This is a genomic window from Kitasatospora sp. SC0581, from assembly GCF_048159585.1.
GTDB lineage: Bacteria > Actinomycetota > Actinomycetes > Streptomycetales > Streptomycetaceae > Kitasatospora.
The window spans coordinates 286,736-304,433 of the sequence record NZ_JBLRWA010000001.1 but is presented as its reverse complement, the minus strand read 5'-3'; the positions used below and the strand labels follow the sequence as shown (position 1 = coordinate 304,433).

At 74.7% G+C, this 17,698-nt stretch carries 15 protein-coding genes; 11 read left to right on the top strand and 4 right to left on the bottom strand.

The genetic code is table 11. The features are described 5' to 3' along the window. Positions 1-109 precede the first annotated feature (109 nt). Together ACLWS4_RS01300 and modA are read right to left on the bottom strand one after the other, a co-directional pair. Entirely contained in the window at positions 110-955 is an 846-nt protein-coding gene (locus ACLWS4_RS01300) for an ABC transporter permease (protein WP_416873290.1), read from the bottom strand. 92 nt (positions 956-1,047) lie between these two features. Then, the gene (modA, locus tag ACLWS4_RS01295) at positions 1,048-1,896 is read right to left on the bottom strand and encodes a molybdate ABC transporter substrate-binding protein (protein ID WP_416873088.1); all 849 of its coding nucleotides are present in this window, start codon (positions 1,894-1,896) and stop codon (positions 1,048-1,050) included. 363 nt (positions 1,897-2,259) lie between these two features. Between modA and ACLWS4_RS01290 the strand changes: the two genes are divergently transcribed. From ACLWS4_RS01290 to ACLWS4_RS01260, 7 genes are all read left to right on the top strand, one after another. Then, complete coding sequence (locus ACLWS4_RS01290) at positions 2,260-3,327, top strand: RNA ligase (ATP) (protein WP_416873087.1); 1,068 nt, start codon at positions 2,260-2,262, stop codon at positions 3,325-3,327. Positions 3,328-3,450: 123 nt separating this feature from the next. Further along, on the top strand, positions 3,451-4,857 hold the full coding sequence (locus tag ACLWS4_RS01285) for a cytochrome P450 (protein ID WP_416873086.1): 1,407 nt from the start codon (positions 3,451-3,453) through the stop codon (positions 4,855-4,857). A 339-nt stretch (positions 4,858-5,196) separates the two neighbouring features. Then, positions 5,197-6,090, top strand: a complete 894-nt coding sequence (locus ACLWS4_RS01280) for an MHYT domain-containing protein (protein WP_117491058.1) — start codon at positions 5,197-5,199, stop codon at positions 6,088-6,090. 87 nt (positions 6,091-6,177) lie between these two features. Further along, complete coding sequence (locus tag ACLWS4_RS01275) at positions 6,178-9,123, top strand: nitrate- and nitrite sensing domain-containing protein (RefSeq protein WP_416873085.1); 2,946 nt, start codon at positions 6,178-6,180, stop codon at positions 9,121-9,123. Further along, positions 9,120-9,530 carry a roadblock/LC7 domain-containing protein gene (locus tag ACLWS4_RS01270; RefSeq protein WP_375873391.1) on the top strand — a complete coding sequence of 137 codons (411 nt, stop codon included), beginning with the start codon at positions 9,120-9,122 and terminating at the stop codon, positions 9,528-9,530. Before ACLWS4_RS01275 ends, ACLWS4_RS01270 begins: the two co-directional genes overlap by 4 nt. 125 nt (positions 9,531-9,655) lie before the next feature. Continuing rightward, a complete protein-coding gene (locus ACLWS4_RS01265; protein WP_049651866.1) occupies positions 9,656-10,003 on the top strand; it encodes a DUF742 domain-containing protein in 348 nt (115 codons plus the stop codon). 115 nt (positions 10,004-10,118) lie between these two features. Beyond that, entirely contained in the window at positions 10,119-10,691 is a 573-nt protein-coding gene (locus ACLWS4_RS01260) for a GTP-binding protein (RefSeq protein WP_416873084.1), read from the top strand. A gap of 145 nt (positions 10,692-10,836) precedes the next feature. On the opposite strand, the gene ACLWS4_RS01255 is transcribed toward ACLWS4_RS01260, so the two are convergent. Continuing rightward, positions 10,837-11,208 carry a hypothetical protein gene (locus ACLWS4_RS01255; RefSeq protein WP_117491060.1) on the bottom strand — a complete coding sequence of 124 codons (372 nt, stop codon included), beginning with the start codon at positions 11,206-11,208 and terminating at the stop codon, positions 10,837-10,839. Between the two features lie 332 nt (positions 11,209-11,540). Between ACLWS4_RS01255 and ACLWS4_RS01250 the strand changes: the two genes are divergently transcribed. Further along, complete coding sequence (locus tag ACLWS4_RS01250) at positions 11,541-12,113, top strand: RNA polymerase sigma factor (RefSeq protein WP_416873083.1); 573 nt, start codon at positions 11,541-11,543, stop codon at positions 12,111-12,113. A 104-nt stretch (positions 12,114-12,217) separates the two neighbouring features. Then, positions 12,218-13,228, top strand: a complete 1,011-nt coding sequence (locus tag ACLWS4_RS01245; RefSeq protein ID WP_416873082.1) for a hypothetical protein — start codon at positions 12,218-12,220, stop codon at positions 13,226-13,228. 135 nt (positions 13,229-13,363) lie between these two features. On the opposite strand, the gene ACLWS4_RS01240 is transcribed toward ACLWS4_RS01245, so the two are convergent. Next, positions 13,364-14,815, bottom strand: coding sequence for a cation:dicarboxylate symporter family transporter (locus ACLWS4_RS01240; RefSeq protein ID WP_416873081.1), 1,452 nt, complete (start codon positions 14,813-14,815; stop codon positions 13,364-13,366). A gap of 224 nt (positions 14,816-15,039) precedes the next feature. Here ACLWS4_RS01240 and ACLWS4_RS01235 point away from each other — a divergent pair, with 224 nt between their 5' ends. Together ACLWS4_RS01235 and ACLWS4_RS01230 are read left to right on the top strand one after the other, a co-directional pair. Continuing rightward, on the top strand, positions 15,040-16,836 hold the full coding sequence (locus ACLWS4_RS01235; RefSeq protein ID WP_416873080.1) for an ATP-binding protein: 1,797 nt from the start codon (positions 15,040-15,042) through the stop codon (positions 16,834-16,836). Further along, the gene (locus ACLWS4_RS01230) at positions 16,833-17,564 is read left to right on the top strand and encodes a response regulator (RefSeq protein WP_416873079.1); all 732 of its coding nucleotides are present in this window, start codon (positions 16,833-16,835) and stop codon (positions 17,562-17,564) included. Before ACLWS4_RS01235 ends, ACLWS4_RS01230 begins: the two co-directional genes overlap by 4 nt. The last annotated feature ends 134 nt before the right edge of the window (positions 17,565-17,698 follow it).

Here is a 17,698-nt window from a genome sequence, read left to right as displayed (position 1 = left end):
GTGTCCAGTGCGTCTGCTGCGTTCAGCGTGTCCGGGATGGCAGGTGGGGAGGGGAGGGTGCGTGCGCTCGGGATGGTGCGGGTGGTCGGGACGGCGCGGGCGGGCGGGGTCACGGCGTCGACAGCCAGCGGTCGCGCAGGCCGACCAGGACGGCGACGGAGACCACCAGCAGCACCAGCGACAGCGCGATCGCCGCCTGTGGGTCCGACTCCATGGCCAGGTAGACGGCCAGCGGCATGGTCTGGGTGCGGCCCGGGAAGTTGCCCGCGAAGGTGATCGTCGCACCGAACTCGCCGAGCGCCCGGGCCCAGGCCAGGACGGCCCCGGCGGCGATCCCCGGCGCGATCAGCGGCAGGGTGACCCGCCGGAACGCGGTCAGTCGCGAGGCGCCCAGGGTCGCGGCGGCCTCCTCGTAGCGGGGGTCGGCGGCCCGCAGCGCGCCCTCGACGCTGATCACCAGGAACGGCATCGCCACGAACGCCTCGGCGATCACGACCCCGGTGGTGGTGAACGGCAGCGTGATGCCGAAGGCCGAGTCCAGCCAGGAGCCGACGATGCCGCGCCGCCCGAGCACCAGCAGCAGCGCCACACCGCCGACCACCGGCGGCAGCACCAGCGGCAGGGTGACCAGCGCCCGGATCACCCGCCGGCCCGGCAGCTCGGTGCGGGCGAGCAGCCAGGCCAGCGGGACGCCCAGGACCAGCGACACGGCGGTGGCCGCGGTCGCGCTGATCAGCGACAGGCGCAGCGCGTCCCAGACGGCGGTGCTGGTGAGCTGCTCGGACAGGTCGCTCCAGGGCGCCCGGATCAGCAGGCCGACCAGCGGCAGGACCAGGAACGCCAACCCGAGCAGCGCCGGGAGCAGCAGGGCGACCGGGGCGCGGTGCGTCCGCGGGCGTCGGTTTCGCGGGGCGCGACTTCGTGGGTCGCGGTTTCGTGGGTCGCGGCGCGGCAGGGCCTTCTCGGCTTCCGCCGCGCCGCCGCCGACGGTGCGGTTCCGACCGGAGTCGCGTCCGGAGCCGTCCCCGGGGCCGGTGGTGCGCTCGCTCACGGTGCCTGGAAGCCCGCCGCGGTCAGCACCTGCTTGGCCTCGGGCGACTGGACGTACGCGACGAAGGCGGCGGCGCCGTCCTTGTTCGGTGCCTTGGCGAGCGCGGCGATCGGGTAGTCGTTCACGGCCTTGTCGGCCTCGGGGAAGTCCACGCCGTCGATCTTCGCAGCATCGGCCTGCACATCGGTCCGGTACACCAGGGACGCGTCGACCTCGCCGAGTTCGACCTTGGTGAGCGCGCCCTTGACGTCCTGCTCCAGGGTGACCGGGGTGAGGTCGACGCCCGCCGCCTTGAGCGCGGTCTGGGCGGCGGCGCCGCACGGCACCTCCTTCGCGCACAGCGCGACCTTCACGCCGGAGGCGGTGAGGTCCTTGAGGCCCGCGATGTGCTTGGGGTTGCCCTTGGGGACGGCGATGGTGAGCGTGTTCCGGACGAAGGTCGTCGGCTGCCCGTTGGCGCCGCCCGCGTCCGTCACGGTCTTCATGGTGGCCGGGCTGGCGGCGGCGAACACGTCCGCCGGGGCACCGGAGTTGATGCTGGTGGCGAGGCTGGAGCTGCCGCCGAAGTTGAAGGTGACCTTGGCGCCCGGGTTGGCGGCCTCGAACTTCTTGCCGAGCTCGGTGAAGGTCTCCTTGAGCGAGGCGGCGGCGAAGACGGTGATGGTGCCGGAGGCCTTCGGGACGCTGCTGCCCGCGGCGGAGGCGTTCGCGGAGGTGCTCGAAGAGGCCGAGGAACCGGAGGACTTGCCGCCGTCGCTGCCGCAGGCGCTGACTCCGAGCCCGAGGACGAGGACCGCGGCGGTGGCGACGGCGAGCCTGCGGGCGGTGGGCGTACGGGTGCTCATCGGTGCTTCCCCTCCAGGGTGCGCGCCGGGAGGGGCGCGAGGGACGAGCCGCAGGTGCGGCCATTACGGCGATCATAGTGCCGCATATGCGAGCGATAAATCCCCTGTCGGTTCGCACAGCTGGGGGCCGGGCGGGTCTCGGGGCTGCTGTGGGATGGCTCAACCGGGACTCGCGGGGCGCGGTGAGGACGGTGAGGCGGTCAGGCCGGTGGGGACGGTGGGCCGGTGGGGGCGCTGGCGAGCGGCGTGTGGTAATTGCGTCGCGCCGTGGGTGGTCGAACGGCCAGAGTGGTCGCCGTCCGTACGCACGGCCGGGCCGGTTGGACACACGGCCGGGGCCGAACCAAGGGGAGGAGTCCGTCCATGTCCACGCTGCGCGTCACCGCCGAGAAGCTGGTCATCCTGGAGCACCCGAACGCCGATGCCCTGGAGCTCGCCCAGGTCGGCCTCTACCGGGCGGTGGTCGCGAAAGGCGCGTACCGGACCGGGGACCACGCCGTCTACATCCCCGAACAGTCCGTCCTCCCGGATGAGTTGATCGCAGAGCTGGGCCTGACCGGCAAGCTGGCCGGCGCCCGGGCGAACCGGGTGAAGGCGGTGCGGCTGCGCGGCGAGCTGTCCCAGGGCGTCGTCTGCTGGCCCGCCGCGCTCGCCGGCACCGACCTGGCCGCCGCGGCCGAGCGCGGCGAGGACTTCGCCGAGCTGCTCGGGGTCGTCAAGTGGCAGCCGCCGGTGCCGACGTCGATGAGCGGTGACGTGGTCAGCGCGCCGGACCTGCTGCCCTGGGTGGACATCGAGAACCTCAAGCGCTACCCCGAGGCCTTCGCGCCGGGCGAGCCGGTCGTGCTGACCGAGAAGCTGCACGGCAGCTGCTGCCTGGTCACGTACACCGCCGTCACCGGCGAGGTGCGGGTGTCGTCCAAGGGCATCGGTGCGCAGGGGCTGGCGCTGGCCGAGGACGCGCGCAACCTCTACTGGCGGGCGGTGCGCGCGTACGACATCCCGGCGGTGGCGGCCCGGTTGGCGGAGCGCCTCGGGGCCGAGCGGGTCGGCATCTTCGGCGAGGTCTTCGGTGAGGGCGTGCAGGACCTGGGCTACGGCGCCTCGGCGCGCACCGAGCGGCCCGGATACGCCGCGTTCGACGTGTCGGCCCTCGTGGACGGGCAGCTGAACTGGCTTTCGGCAGCCGAACTGCTGGACGGGGAACTGCCGTTGGTGCCCGAGCTATGGCGCGGACCGTTCGATCCGGAGACCGTGCTGGGGTTCGCCCGGGGCCGGGAGACCGTCTCCGGGCGTGAACTGCACCTGCGCGAGGGCGTGGTGATGCGGCCGGTCACCGAGCGCTGGAGCCCGGTGCTCGGCGGGCGGGCGATCGCCAAGGTGGTCAGCGAGGCTTACCTGACCCGCAAGGGGGGCACCGAGTACGAGTGAGACGGGCCCGGATCCGGTGGCCGGGCAGGTCGGCCCGGCCGACCGGTCCGGGTGCGGCTCCTCTCGGTGCTGACCGCCCGTCGGTAGAGGCGGCGGGCGAGTCCCCGTACAGAAGGAGTGCCGATGGCCACCGAAGTCCTCCCCGTTCCCGACCCCGGCCTCGTGCCCGCCCCCACCTCCGCGATACCCGTGCCGGCCGGGAACCCGCTGGTCGGATCGCTGTTCGACCTCACCCGCCGCCCGCTGCGCAGCTACCTCGCGGCCCGCCGCGACCACGGCGACGTGGTGCGCTTCCAGGCCGGGCCGCCCGGGCTGCGGGCCGACTTCTACGGGGTGTTCTCGCCGGAGGGCGTCCGCCAGGTGCTGGCGGGCGAGGCGGCCAACTTCCGCAAGGAGGACCCGTTCTACGACGAGCTCCGGAGCAGCGTCGGCAACGGGCTGCTGACCAGCCAGGACGCCGAGTACCAGCGCCAACGCCGAATGGTGCAGCCGCTGTTCACCCGGCGCCGGGTGGACGGCTACGCGGACGCGCTCGCGCAGGAGGCGCAGTCGCTCGCCGAGCGGTGGCGGGCGGTGCCCGGCGGGGTGGTGGACGCGGCGGACGAGACGTCCCGGTTCGCGCTGCGGGCGGTCGCGCGCATCCTCTTCGGCGCCGACGTGGAGGAGGCGATAGCGGTGGTCCACCGCAGCTTCCCGGTGCTCGGCGAGTACGTGAAGGAGCGCGGCTACGCCCCGGTCCGCCTCCCGCGCACCTGGCCGACGCCGGCCAACCGGCGCGGTGCCGAGGCCCAGCGGGCGCTGTACGGGGTCTGCGACCGGATCATCGCCGAACGGGCCGCGCGGGGCGGCGGAGACGAGGGCGCGGACGACCTGCTCACCCTGCTCGGCCGGGCCCGCGACGACCACGGCGAGCGGCTGGACCCGGCCGAACTCCGGGACCAGGTCCTGGTGTTCCTGCTCGCCGGGCACGAGACCACGGCCACCGCGCTGGCCTTCGCGCTGCACCTGCTGGCCAAGCACCCCGAGCAGCGGCGGCTCGCCCGCCAGGAGGCGCGGACCGTCCTGGCCGGGCGCGCGCCGACGGCGGCGGACCTGGACGCGCTCCCGTACATCACCCGGGTGCTGAAGGAGGCGATGCGGCTCTATCCGTCGGCGGCCCTGGGCGGGCGGCGGGCGGTCGAGGAGACCGTCATCGACGGGTACGTGATCCCGGCGGGGGCACAGGTCGTCGTCGCGCCGCTGGTCACCCACCGGCACCCGGACCACTGGGAGGATCCGGAGCGCTTCGACCCGGACCGGTTCCTGCCGGAGGCGGAGCGGGCCCGGCACCGCTACGCCTGGTTCCCGTTCGGGGGCGGGCCGCGGGCCTGCATCGGGCAGCACTTCTCGATGCTGGAGGCGGTGCTGGCGCTGGGGGTGCTGCTGCGGGACTTCGAGGTGGAGGCGGTGGACCGGAGGGTGGCGCTCGCCCAGGGGATCACGCTGCGGGCGGCGAGCCCGATGCGGATCCGGGTGACGGCTGACGGCTGACGGCTGACGGGGTTCAGCGAACAACGAACAGCGAACAACGAACAACAGACAGCGGACAGCGGACAGATGACAGATTTCAAACTCTGTTATCTGTCTGTTGTCATCTGTGCGCCGTCCGCTGGGCAGACGACCGGAGCATTCGAACACATCACCCGGGCCTCGCGGGCAGCTTTTCAGATCTTTGTCTGACCGATTCCGGCCCCTCGATAGCGTCCCACGCACCCCAGGCCGGAAGCGCACATGCGGTTGGCATATGCCTTCGTATGCAGTCCGCCCGGCCCGGGGAGCCCGGGCGCACCGCGTACCGCCTCCGGGCCCGACCGGTCGACCGGAGGTCCCATGGGCACCATCAACCACCTCAGCTTCGGCTGGCTGACCCCCGCCCTCTCGTACCTGATGGCCTGTGCCGGCGCGGCCCTCGGGCTGCGCTGCACGCTGCGCGGGCTGGCCGCGAGCGGCCCGGCCCGGCGGAACTGGCTGGTCACGGCCGCCGCCGCGATCGGCTCCGGGATCTGGACCATGCACTTCGTCGCCATGTTCGGCTTCACCGTCGACGGCACCGAGCTGCGCTACAACGTGCCGCTGACCGTCCTCAGCCTCGTGGTCGCGGTGCTGGTCACCGGTCTCGGCCTGACCGTGGTCTGCTACGGCCGGCACCGCGGCCTCTCCCTGCTGTCCGGCGGCGTCACCACCGGTCTCGGCGTCGCCGCGATGCACTACCTGGGCATGGCCGCCCTCCGGATGCACGGCGGGCTGCACTACGACGCCGGGACGGTCGCGCTGTCCGTGCTGGTCGCGGTCGGCGCCGCCACCGCCGCGCTCTGGGCCGCCGTCACCATCCGCAACGTGTACGCGGCCGCGGCCGCCGCGATGGCCATGGGCCTCGCCGTCAGCTGCATGCACTACACCGGCATGGCCGCCGTCCACGTCCGGTTGGAACCGACCCGGACCGGCCTCGGCGGGGTCAGCCCGATGGAGTTCGTCTTCCCGCTCGCCGTCGGCCTCGGCTCGTTCCTCTTCCTCGCCTCGGCCTTCGTCGCGCTCTCGCCGACCGCCCAGGAACGGGCCGGCTACCGGGAGGCCGGCGAGTTGGCCACCGAGGAGCTGCCTGCCGGGCCCCCGTACCCCGAGTCCCCGTACCCCGAGCCCGCCCGGCAGGAGCTCGCCCCGGCCGAGGCCGGGCGGCGCGGCGGCGAGGGGCGCGACGGCGAACGGCACGGCCGCGCCGCCTGAGCCGCGCCCCCTCCAGCCCCCGCCCGCCTGCCCCCGGCCACCTGCCTCCGTCCTCCAGCCTCTCCCTGCCCGAAAGGCTCCTCACCCATGCGAGAAGACCGCGGTACCGCCCCCGGTGCCCGTCGGGGTGCCCATGCCGGGCCGCCCGCCCGTCCACCGCGGCCCGGCCCGTGGCTGCGCGGCCTGCGCCCCCGGACCGTCCGCGCCCGGATCATCGCCCTGCTGATGGTTCCGGTCGTCTCCGTCATTGCCCTGTGGGGGTTCGCCACCGTCACCACCGCCCAGGGCGTCTGGGGCCTGATGCGCCAGCGCGACGCCCAGCGCACGCTGCTCACGCCGGTCGCGGAGACGGTCGCCGGGCTGCAAGCCGAACGCACGGCCGTCGGTCAGCTGCTGGCCGCCCCGGTGGCCGCCCCCAGCGCCGTCCGGGAGAGCGCCCTGCGCGAGGCGGCGGCGGCCACCGACCGGGCGCTCACTCCGCTGTTCCCGGACCCCCGCCGCCCCGACCGGGGCTACAACCGTGCCGACGCCCAGGGCCTGGGTGGGGACGCGGCCGCCCGGCTGGACGCGCTCGGCGGCTCCCTCGCTGCCCTGCCCGTCCTGCGCGACCGGGTCCTGGCCAGGAGCGTCGGCTGGCCCGAGGCGTACGCCGCGTACGGCGAGGCGGTGGACCGGGCGCTCGCCGCCGCCGGTGCCGTCGCGCCGCTCCAGGACCGCCAGGTGGCCGCCGACGCGCGGGTGCTGCTGGAGCTGGCCCGGTCCCGGGAACTGCTCGCCCGGGAGGACGCCCTGCTGCGCGCCGCCCAGCTGTCCGGCGGGCTCGGCGACGACCAGCTGCGGGAGTTCGCCGGCGCGGCCTTCGCCCGGCGCGAGTTCGAGCGGGGCGCCGCCGCCGAGCTGCGCCCCGCCGACCGGGCGGCGCTGCTCGCCGTCACCGGTGGCCAGGACCACCGCGAGCTGGCCGGGTACGAGGACAGGGTGCGGACGGCCGCCGACGGCCGGACGGCGGTCGCGGCGGTGCCGGCCGACCGGTGGGCGATGGTCGCGGGCAATGTGGCCGGCGGCCTGCGGACCGTCGAGGACCAGGCCGGACGGCTCGCCGCCGAGCGCCAGGACCCGTACGCCCTGGGCCTGTTCACCCCGGCGGGGATGGCGGTGCTGCTCGGACTGGTCGGCGTGGTGGCCTCGTTGGTGATCTCGGTGCAGATCGGGCGCGGGCTGGTCACCGATCTGATCGGCCTGCGCAACTCGGCACTTGAGCTGGCCGGGCGCAAACTTCCGGCGACCATACGGAAGTTGCGTGCGGGGGAGGAGGTGGACATCGAGGCCGAGGCGCCCCGGCCGGTGGGGCGGGGCGACGAGATCGGCCAGGTGCAGCGGGCGCTGGGCACCGTCCAGCGGGCGGCCGTGACGGCGGCGGTCGAGCGGGCCGAGGTGCTCTCCGGGGTCTCCGGTGTGTTCGTCAACCTCGCGCGCCGCAGCCAGGTCCTGGTGCACCGCCAACTCACCCTGCTGGACGCGATGGAGCGCCGCACCGACGACCCGTCCGAGCTGGCCGACCTGTTCCGCTTGGACCACCTCACCACCCGGATGCGCCGCCACGCCGAGGGCCTGATCATCCTCTCCGGGGCCGCTCCCGGGCGGGGCTGGCGTCGGCCCGTCCCGCTGGTGGACGTGGTGCGCGCGGCCGTCTCGGAGGTCGAGGAGTACGCCCGGGTCGAGGTCCACCCGCTGCCACGGGCCGCGGTGGTCGGCCACGCCGTCGCCGACCTCACCCACCTGGTGGCCGAACTCGTCGAGAACGCCACCGGGTTCTCCCCGCCGCACACCCGGGTGCACATCCGGGGCGAACGGGTCGGCAACGGCTTCGCGTTGGAGATCGAGGACCGCGGCCTCGGCATGGGGCCGGAGGTGCTGGCCTCGGCCAACCGCCGGATCGCCGCCGCCGAGCAGAGCGACCTCTTCGACAGCGACCGGCTCGGCCTGTTCGTGGTCAGCCGGCTCGCCCGGCGGCAGGACGTCAAGGTCTCGCTGGTGACCTCCGCGTACGGCGGCACCACGGCGGTGGTCCTGCTGCCGACCACGCTGCTGGCCGACGAGACGGCCGACGATACGGCCGAAGTGGAGGCGGAGGTGGGGGCGGAGGAGGCGCGGTACGGCTTCGAGCCAGTGCCGCCCCTGCCGCGCGCGGCGGCGCCGGGCGGCGTGGCGGTTGGGGCGGGGCCGACGGAGCCGGTGTTCGCCGAGCGGGCACAGCACGGTGGCCCGGAGCGGGAGTTCACGCCGGTGCACGGTCACGCGGGGGAGCCGACGGGCGGTCCCAGCGGTGTCCCGGGCGGCGCCCTGAGCGGCGATCCGAGGCGCCGGGAGCACCCGCGGGACAGGGCAAGTGACGGGCTTCCGGCGGCGGGTGGGCCGCCGCCGGAGGGTGGGGCGCTGCTGCCGTTCGGTGCCCGGGGCAGTGACCCCGGGCCGGTGCGCCGTACCCCCTACCGGGCCTCCGGTGCCCGGGTGGCCGGTCCGGCTGCGGACGGGGGCGCGGGTGCGGCCGCCCGTCCGCAGTCCGGGCCGTCGCAGCCGTACGGCGCGGAGCCGTACCGTACGGAACGCCGTTCGGAGCCGGTGCCCGGACCAGGCTCGCGCGGTCCCCGTCCGGACAGTCAACGTCCGGACAGTCAACGACCGGACGGTCCCCAAGTCGATTCGGGCCCCGAGGAGTTGCCGCGCCGGACCCGCCAGGCGAGCCTCGCACCGCAGCTGCGCGAGGGCCCGGCCCGTCCGACCGCGCACAGTCGTCGTACGGCCGCCGCCACTGCAGCCGTGGCCTCGGCCGGCCCCGGGTCCGGCGACGGCTTCGGCGCTGCGGGCCGCAGCCCGGAGGAGGCGCGGGCGACGATGTCGGCCTTCCAGAACGGATGGGCGCGCGGTCTGCACCCGGAGGGTCGGCGGGACGGGCAGCCCGCCGACGCTCCGCGGCCGCCGCGGGCGCGCCACCCCCAACCCCCGTCCCGACCCGAAGGAGAGCGTCCGTGATCGCCACCACCCACCGCGCGGGGGAGCTGAACTGGCTCCTCGACGAGCTGGTCCAGCGCGCCCCCGAGCTCCGCTTCGCCGTGATGCTCTCCGCCGACGGCCTGGCCATGGGCACCTCGGCCGGTCTGGCGCGGGAGGACGGGGAGCATCTGGCGGCCGTCGCCTCCGGCTTCCACAGCCTGGCCAAGGGCGCCGGCCGGCACTTCGGCGCGGGTGAAGTCCGCCAGACCATGGTCGAGTTGGAGGGCGGCTACCTGCTGGTCGCGGCGGCCGGGGAGGGCACCTGCCTCGCCGTGTTCACCACGGCCCGGGCCGACCTCGGCCTGGTCGCCTACGAGATGGCCAGGCTGGTCCGCCGGGTCGGGGAGCACCTGAGCACCCCGCCGCGGACGGTGGGCGGCCGGTGACTCCGGTGCCCCACCCGTCCCGGGGGCGACATCCCGAGCACCCGAGGGCCGAACCCGACGGTCACCCCCGCAATCCGCTCGCGGCCGCCCACCGGGCCCGCTGGTACGACGACGACGCCGGGCCGCTGGTCCGCCCGTACGCGATGACCAGGGGGCGCACCGGGGCCGGGGAGCAGCGCTTCGACCTGATCGCCGTGGTGGTCGCCGAACTCCCCGACCCGGCGCTCGTACCGGACGCGCCCGAGCCGCCGGTCGGCCCGGAACAGGCGCGCATCCTCGCGCTGTGCCGGGGCACCCCGCTGTCCGTGGCCGAGCTGGCCGCCGAGCTCGACCTGCCGGTGGGCGTCGTGCGGGTGCTGCTCGGCGACCTGCTGGCGGCCGGGCTCATCCGGGTCCGCCGTCCCGTCCCGCCCGCCCTGCTCCCCGACGAGCGCATCCTCCAGGAGGTCATCCGTGGACTCCGTGCACTCTGACCACCCGTCCGACCTGCCTGATCCGTCGGTATCGTCCGCCCCGTCCGATCCGTACGGCCGGTCCGGTCCGTACGGCGGGTCGGACCCGTTCGATGCCGATGATCCCGACGACGCCGTGCTGGCGCTCAAGATCCTGGTGGCGGGCGGCTTCGGGGTCGGCAAGACGACGCTGGTCGGTGCGGTCAGCGAGATCCGGCCGCTGCGCACCGAGGAGCGACTGACCGAGGCCGGGCGGGAGGTGGACGACCTCGACGGCGTGGAGCGGAAGTCGACGACCACGGTGGCGATGGACTTCGGTCGGATCACCATCCGCGACGGGCTGGCGGTCTACCTGTTCGGCACCCCGGGGCAGGACCGGTTCTGGTTCCTCTGGGACGAGCTGGCCCAGGGGGCGCTCGGTGCGGTGGTGCTCGCCGACACCCGCCGGCTGACCGACTGCTTCCCGGCCGTCGACTTCTTCGAGCACCGGGGCATCCCCTTCGTGGTCGCGGTGAACCGTTTCGCCGGGACACGGGAGTTCAGGCCGGAGGAGGTCGCCCGCGCGCTGGACCTGGACGCGGGTACGCCGGTGCTGTTGTGCGATGCGCGCCACCGGGCCTCGGGCAAGGAGGTGCTGATCAACCTGGTCGAGCACGCGGGCCGGGTGCACGCCGCCCGGCTGCTCGCGGACGTCTCTCCGGTGGGCTGAGGCGGCGGCGGGAGGTGTCGGCGGGCGGACGGCGTGCGGATGACAGCTGACAACTCACAACTAACAGATGACAGCTGACAGATTTCGAAATCTGTCAGCTGTCATCTGTCACCCGTCGACTCTCAGCGGTTCCGGGTCCGGCGGTTCAGCTGTGCCACTGGAACACGATCCGGGTCCAGCTGGACCCGGGGCAGTTGCCCCAGACCGCCCAGGCCTGCGGCCGCGCGCCGATCCACAGGCCGGTGCTCGACGAGCCGTCGGCACAGTAGGTGATGGTGCGCAGTCGTCCGGAGTAGACGTTGCAGGTCCCCTCCCAGCGCCAGCCGTAGTCGGCGGTGATGACGCAGCGGTAGGTCGCGGTCTCGACGGTGTTCCAGTCCGTGTCGGTCTCGGGGGTGATGGCCTGGGTCCGGACCGTCGCCGCGGCGGCCGGCAGGGCGGTGGTCCCGAGCACGCCGAGGGCGGCCGTGGCGGCCAGCCCGAACGTGGCGATCTTCCTGGCGATGCAACCTCGCACGGTGGTTCTCCTTGCTCAGGGGTTCTCGTCGGGCGGAGCCGTCCCCGGTCGCCGGGGTGTCCGCGCGGAGGTGAAGTCCCGCTTCCTGTGCGGTTGGTGACATGGTGCACACGAATGACTGCGCACAGTGAGACGACGAACTATGATGTGACCTGTGTCACAAGTCATTCGGTCGGCTCAAGACCCCTGTGGCCAGGGCGGACCGGGTGCTCGGGGTGCCGATTTCCGGGGAGAGCGGCATGGTGGATTGCAGCGGTCGAAATGCGGGCGGCGGACGGGAAGAGGGCTTCGGTCCGAGTGGGAGTAGCGGTCAATCGGCCGAATTCAACCGGGTGTTCACGGATCTCCTGCCCAGACTCCAGCTTGCGGCGGCCTCCCTCGCCGGCGGTCCGGTCGGCGCCGGGGACGTCGTCCACGAGGCGTACCTGCGGATCGCCCGCCGGCCGGAGCGCTTCCTCGGTCATCCGCAGCCGTACGCCTACGCGTTCACCACGATGGTGAACATCCTGCGCGACCAGTGGCGCCGGGAGCGCCGGCGGGTGTCGATGCCCGAGGTGCCGGAGGTGGGCGACGCCGTCGAGCGGGATCGGGGGGAGTCCGACCCCCGGTCCGGCGGGATGGCCGAGTTGCAGGCGCGCTGGGAGGTGGTCCGCCTGCTGGGCTTCCTGACCGTCAAGCAGGCCCGCGCGGTGGCGCTGGTGGACCTCGACGGCTACAGCGTCGACGAGGCCGCCGAATTGCTCGGGCTGCACCGCAGCACACTGGCCGTCACCCGGCGCCGCGCCCACGGCCGACTGCGCGCCGTCCTCCAGCGGGAACGCGAACGCGAGCGGGAGGCGGGGGGCGAACGCGAGCAGGAGCGGGGGTGCGAACAGGAGCGCGAGCGGGAGCACGAGCGGAGCTGAGGGTGTGGCGGTGCGCGGGGCGGCGGGCGTACGAGCGCCGCCCCGACGCACCGAGCTGACGGCAAGTCAGCTGATGCGCCGCCCCGGCCCGTACCCTGCGAATCGTGATCATCCACCAGCACGGCCGCCTGCGCGCACTGGCCGAGGACGGCCGCTGGCCCGAGCTGCTCGCCGCCTACCGGCAGGGCCGCGCGGCCGCCGTGGCGGAGGCGGGCGAGGAGGCCGCGGCCGTGCTGACGGCGCCGCTCGGCCACCTGATCGCCTACGCGGCGCCGCCCGAGCTGGCCGTCCGGCTGTTCGACCGGGACGGCGGCGCGGGGACGTCCGCCGGAGTGGCCGACCACGACGCCGGCCCGCTCTGGGAGGTGCTGGCGACCCGGCACTCCTGGCTGCGGCTGGCCCCGCTGCTCGGTCCGGTCCCGGTGCGACGGCTGGTCGCGCACACCCGGGCGCTGCTCGGCGAGGACCTCTCGTACGGGGCCGAGCCCGACCTGGAGGGCGTGCCGCTGCGCCTGGAGCCGTGGGAGGCGGCGGGCTGGGACGAGGCGGCCCGGGTACGCGAGTACCTGCCCGGCGGGGGCGCGCGCAGTGCGCTGCTGACCCTGCCGGCCAGCCGGGAGGGCCTGGGCGAGGTGGAGCTGCCGCCGGTGGCGCGGTCGGCCGGACGGCCGGACGGGCCGCCGGTCACCCGGGCCCTGGAGGGGCTGGGCGCGCTCGCGCCGTGGGCGGAGACGGCCTGCGTCCGCGGCCAGGCCCCGGCGGCGGCCGCCCTGCTGGCCCGCGACCGGCGGGTGGTCGGCGGGTACCTGCCGTTCGCGCTCGTCTACCCGGCGCTGGTGCGGTCCGCCGCCCTGGAGCGGGCGCAGGGCTGCGCGCACGGGAGGCTGGGGCTGTGGCGGGCGCTGGCCGCGATGGCCGGGGCGGACGGCCTGGACGGCCTGGACGGTCCGGACGGGGCAGGCGGGGTGGACCGGGGCGAGGTGAACGCGCTGGTGGACCGGATGCGCTGTTTCACCTGGCAGGAGCCGTCGGCCGGGCTGCACCATCTGCACGTCGTGCTGGAGGACCCGGCCGGCGGGGTGTCCTGGGTGGTCAGCGGCTCGCAGGACCTGTGACGAGCGGGCCGGGTACCTGTCCGGGCCCGACCGGGACCGTCGGCCGGACGGGAAAACGAGGACCCCCGGTCCGGCGCCGTTTCCGGGGGTTGGTGGGGGCGCCGGACCGGGGGAGTGCGGGGGTCGCTGCCGGGGTCAGACCCCGGCGGTGGCCGCGCCCTGGGTGGCGGTGCCCCGGGTGGGGACAGCCTCGGGGGCGGTCTCGGGAGCGGCCTCGGAGGCGTCGGCCGTGGAGCCGTCCGACGCGGCGGGACCGGAGGTCGCACCGTGGGAGTCGACCAGCGTCAGCTCGTCGAACGGCAGCTCACCGGCCAGCACCCGCCGGGCGCGCTCGGCGTCGATCTCGCCGGTCCAGTGCCCGATCAGCACGGTCGCGACGGCGTTGCCCGCGAAGTTGGTGAGCGCGCGGGCCTCCGACATGAAGCGGTCGATGCCGACGATCAGGCCGACCCCGTCCACCAGCGCGGGCTTGTGCGACTGGAGCCCGCCCGCGAGGGTGGCCAGGCCGGCGCCGGTGACCCCGGCCGCGCCCTTGCTCGCGATCACCATGAAGACCAGCAGCGAGAGCTGTTCGCCGAGCGACATCGGCTTGTCCATCGCCTCGGAGATGAAGATCGACGACATGGTCAGGTAGATGGCGGTGCCGTCGAGGTTGAAGCTGTAGCCGGTCGGCACGGTGATGCCGACGACCGGGCGGCTGACGCCCAGGTGCTCCATCTTGGCGATCAGGCGGGGCAGCGCGCTCTCGGAGGAGGAGGTGGAGAGGATCAGCAGGAACTCGCGGCCGAGGTACTTCAGCAGCGCGAACACGTTGACCCCGGCGACCAGGCGCAGCAGCGTGCCCAGCACCACGACGACGAAGAGCACGCAGGTGACGTAGAAGCCGATCATGATGACGGCCAGGCTCTTCAGTGCGGCGGTGCCGGTGGCGCCGACCACGGCGGCCATCGCACCGAAGGCGCCGACCGGCGCGACCCACATGATCATCGACATGACCCGGAAGACCAGCCGCTGCACGTGCTCGATGCCGCGCAGCACCGGCGCGCCGGCCGGGCCCATCGCCTGGAGGGCGAAGCCGGTGAGCAGGGCGACCAGCAGGGTCTGGAGCACCTTGCCCTGGGTCAGGGCGGAGAACAGCGTCTCGGGGATCATCCCGAGCAGGAAGTCGGCGGTCGACTGGGCGCCGCCGGCGGCCGCCTGGGCGTGGCCGGACTTGGCGAGCGCGGCGGTCAGGTGCAGGCCGCCGCCGGGCTCCAGCAGGTTGCCGACGACCATGCCGATGGCCAGCGCGACGGTCGACATGGCGAGGAAGTAGCCGAGGGCGAGGCCGCCGACCTTGCCGACCTTCGCGGCCTTGGTCACCGAGCCGATGCCCAGGACGATGGTGCAGAAGATCACCGGGCTGATCATCATCTTGATCAGGTTGACGAAGCCCGTGCCGATCGGCTTCAGCTCCACGGCGAAACCGGGGGCGGCCAGGCCGACCACCACACCCGCGACCACCGCGGCGATCACGGCGATGTAGAGGTAGTGGGTCCGGTCCTTGCGTCTGGGTCCCGCCGCCGCGGCGGCTCCAGTGATCGACATCTGCGGCTCCCTTGCCGTGCAGTCCTGGTGGCCCCCGGGGGGATGGGCCGCTCTGACTATGGGCTCCGAGGTGACGGAGGTCACGTTTGCGTTCATAGAGTTCATGAACGGCGCGGGCGGCCCGGATGTCCGACCCGGCTGTCCGGCCCGGAGGCCTGGCCCGCGAACGGTGCGGGCCGGACGGCCCTCGGGGGCGCCCGGGGGCGTGGTGCACACTGGCAGGCATGTCCGAGCGCACCGCCCCCACCGCCCCGCGCCGCCGTTCGCACCGGCCGACGGGCCGCGGTCCCCGGCGGCTGGTCCGCAGCCTGGCCGGGCAGCTGTTCGTCGTCCAGGTGGTGATCGTCGCCGCCGTGGTGGCCGGTGGCGCGGTGCTCGCGTACCTCTTCACCGCCGACCGCGCCGAGGACGCCGCCCGTCGCCAGGTCACCGCGGTCGCGCACGCCGTCGCCGACTCGCCGTCCGTCCGGGCCGCCGTCGGCGCCCCCGACCCGACCGCGGCGCTCCAGCCGTACGTCGAGCAGGTGCGGGCCGACACCGGGGTCTCCTTCATCACCGTCATGGACACCGACGGCGTGCGCTGGACCCACCCGCTGCCCGAGCAGATCGGCCGGACCTACCTGGGGCACATCGACTGGGCGCTCGCCGGGCAGACCCGCAGCGAGACGTACACCGGCACGCTCGGCCCGTCCGTGCGGGTGGTCGCCCCGGTGTGGGACGAGCGGCACCGGGTGGTCGCGCTGGTCAGCGCGGGCCTCACGGTGGAGTCGATCTCCGCGCAGCTGAGCGGTCCGCTGCTCGCCCTGGTCGGGGTGGCGGTCGCCGCGCTCGCGGTCGGCGGCGTCGGCACCTACCTCGCCAACTCCCGGCTGCGGCGGCACACCCACGGGATGGGGCCGGACCAGCTGAGCCACCTCTACGAGTACCACCAGGCGACCCTGCACGCGGTGCGCGAGGGACTGGTCCTGCTGGACCGCTCGCACCGGGTGGTGCTGTGCAACGACGCCGCCCGTGAACTGCTCGGTCTGACCGGCGACCTGGATGGTCGACCGGTGGTGGAACTGGGCCTGCCGGAGGCGCTGGTGGCGGCCGTGCTGGGGGAGGAGCCCGTCCGGGACGAGGTGCACCTGACCGCCGAGCGCGTCGTGGTGCTGAACACCTCCACCATCGGCACCGGCCCCGGCCTCGGCCGGGTGGTGACCCTTCGGGACCACACCGAACTCCAGGCGCTCAGCTGGGAGTTGGACTCGGTGCGGTGCTTCACCGAGGCGCTCGGCGCGCAGGCTCACGAAGCCGCCAACCGGTTGCACGCGGTGGTCTCGCTGATCGAACTCGGCCGCCACGAACAGGCGGTGGAGTTCGCCACCGCAGAGCTCGAACTCGCCCAGCAGCTCACCGACCGGGTGGTCGCGGCGGTGGGCGAGCCGGTGCTGGCCGCGCTGCTGCTCGGCAAGGCCGCCCAAGCCGCCGAACGGGGCGTGGAGTTGACGCTCACCGAGGACAGCCGGATCGACGACGGGGTGCTGCCGCCCGGCCTCTCCGCGCGGGACCTGATCACCGTCCTCGGCAACCTGATCGACAACGCCGTGGACGCCGCCATCGCCGGCGCGGCCGAGAGCCCCGTCCCGCCGGAGGTCACCGTCACGGCGCGGATCGCCGGCGGTCGGGACTGCGGCGGTCGGGACTGCACCGGCGGCGACGGCGAAGGTCGCGACGGCGGCGATGACGGCGATGGCGGTGACGGCGCAGGGGTGCCCGGCGACTGCCTGCTGCTGCGGGTCGCCGACACCGGCGCGGGGATCGACCCGGGCGCGGTCGAGGACGTCTTCCGGCGGGGCTGGAGCACCAAGCAGGACGGGCACGGGCACGGGCACGGGCTCGGGCTGGCGCTGGTCGCCCAGACCGCCCGGCGCAACGGCGGCACCGTCGAGGTCGGACGGGAGCGCGGCGCGGTGCTCACGGTGCGGCTGCCGCTGGCCGGACGGCCGGGCGGTCGGGAGCGGGAAGGGGCCCTGGCGTGAACGGCACCGCCCACACAGCCGCCGCCGGGGCGGGGATCTCCGTCCTGGTGGTCGAGGACGACCCGGTGGCCGCCGCCGCGCACACCCTCTACGTCCGGCGGGAGCCCGGCTTCCACGCCGCCGGGACGGTCCACAGCTGCGCCGACGCGCTGCGCTTCCTGGACCGGGCCCGCGCCGCCGGGACGCCCGTCGACCTCACCCTGCTCGACCTCTACCTGCCGGACGGCCACGGGCTCCAGCTCTGCCGTACGCTGCGCGCGGCCGGCCACAGCACCGACGTCATCGCGGTGACCTCGGCCCGCGACCTCGCGATGGTCCGGCAGGCGGTCTCCGCGGGCGTCGTGCAGTACCTGCTGAAGCCGTTCAGCGCGGCCGCCCTGCACGACCGGCTGGAGCGCTACGCCCGCTACCGCGACAGCCTCGGGCGCAGCGGGGAGGCGACCGGGCAGGAGGAGGTCGACCAGGCGTTCGCCCTGCTCCGTACGCCGGAGCGCAGCACCCTGCCCAAGGGGCTGAGCGCGCCCACCCTGGACACCGTCGCCTCGGTCCTGCGCGAGGCGGCCACCGGGTTGTCGGCGGCGGCCGCGGGCGCGGCGGCCGGGGTCTCCCGGATCACCGCGCGGCGCTACCTGGAGCACCTGGTGGAGACCGGGTGCGCGATGCGGGAGCCGCAGTACGGGAGCGTCGGGCGGCCGGAGCTCTGCTACCGGTGGCGGCACCGGGCCTGAGGGGCGGGGCCCGAGGAGCCGGGTCTGAGGCACCGGACCTGCGGGGCGGGGCCCGACCGTCGGGTTCGGCCGGTGCGGGCCGGGCCGTGACCTTTCCGCGCGGGGCTCGTTGGAGGAACCGGGGGAGGTTCACT

Excerpts from the sequence above, each read along its gene's own strand:
- ACLWS4_RS01240 (WP_416873081.1), bottom strand. The coding sequence starts at position 14,815 with ATGTCGATCACTGGAGCCGCCGCGGCGGCGGGACCCAGACGCAAGGAC.
- ACLWS4_RS01275 (WP_416873085.1), top strand. The coding sequence starts at position 6,178 with ATGCGAGAAGACCGCGGTACCGCCCCCGGTGCCCGTCGGGGTGCCCAT.
- ACLWS4_RS01285 (WP_416873086.1), top strand. The coding sequence starts at position 3,451 with ATGGCCACCGAAGTCCTCCCCGTTCCCGACCCCGGCCTCGTGCCCGCC.
- modA (WP_416873088.1), bottom strand. The coding sequence starts at position 1,896 with ATGAGCACCCGTACGCCCACCGCCCGCAGGCTCGCCGTCGCCACCGCC.
- ACLWS4_RS01290 (WP_416873087.1), top strand. The coding sequence starts at position 2,260 with ATGTCCACGCTGCGCGTCACCGCCGAGAAGCTGGTCATCCTGGAGCAC.
- ACLWS4_RS01235 (WP_416873080.1), top strand. The coding sequence starts at position 15,040 with ATGTCCGAGCGCACCGCCCCCACCGCCCCGCGCCGCCGTTCGCACCGG.
- ACLWS4_RS01280 (WP_117491058.1), top strand. The coding sequence starts at position 5,197 with ATGGGCACCATCAACCACCTCAGCTTCGGCTGGCTGACCCCCGCCCTC.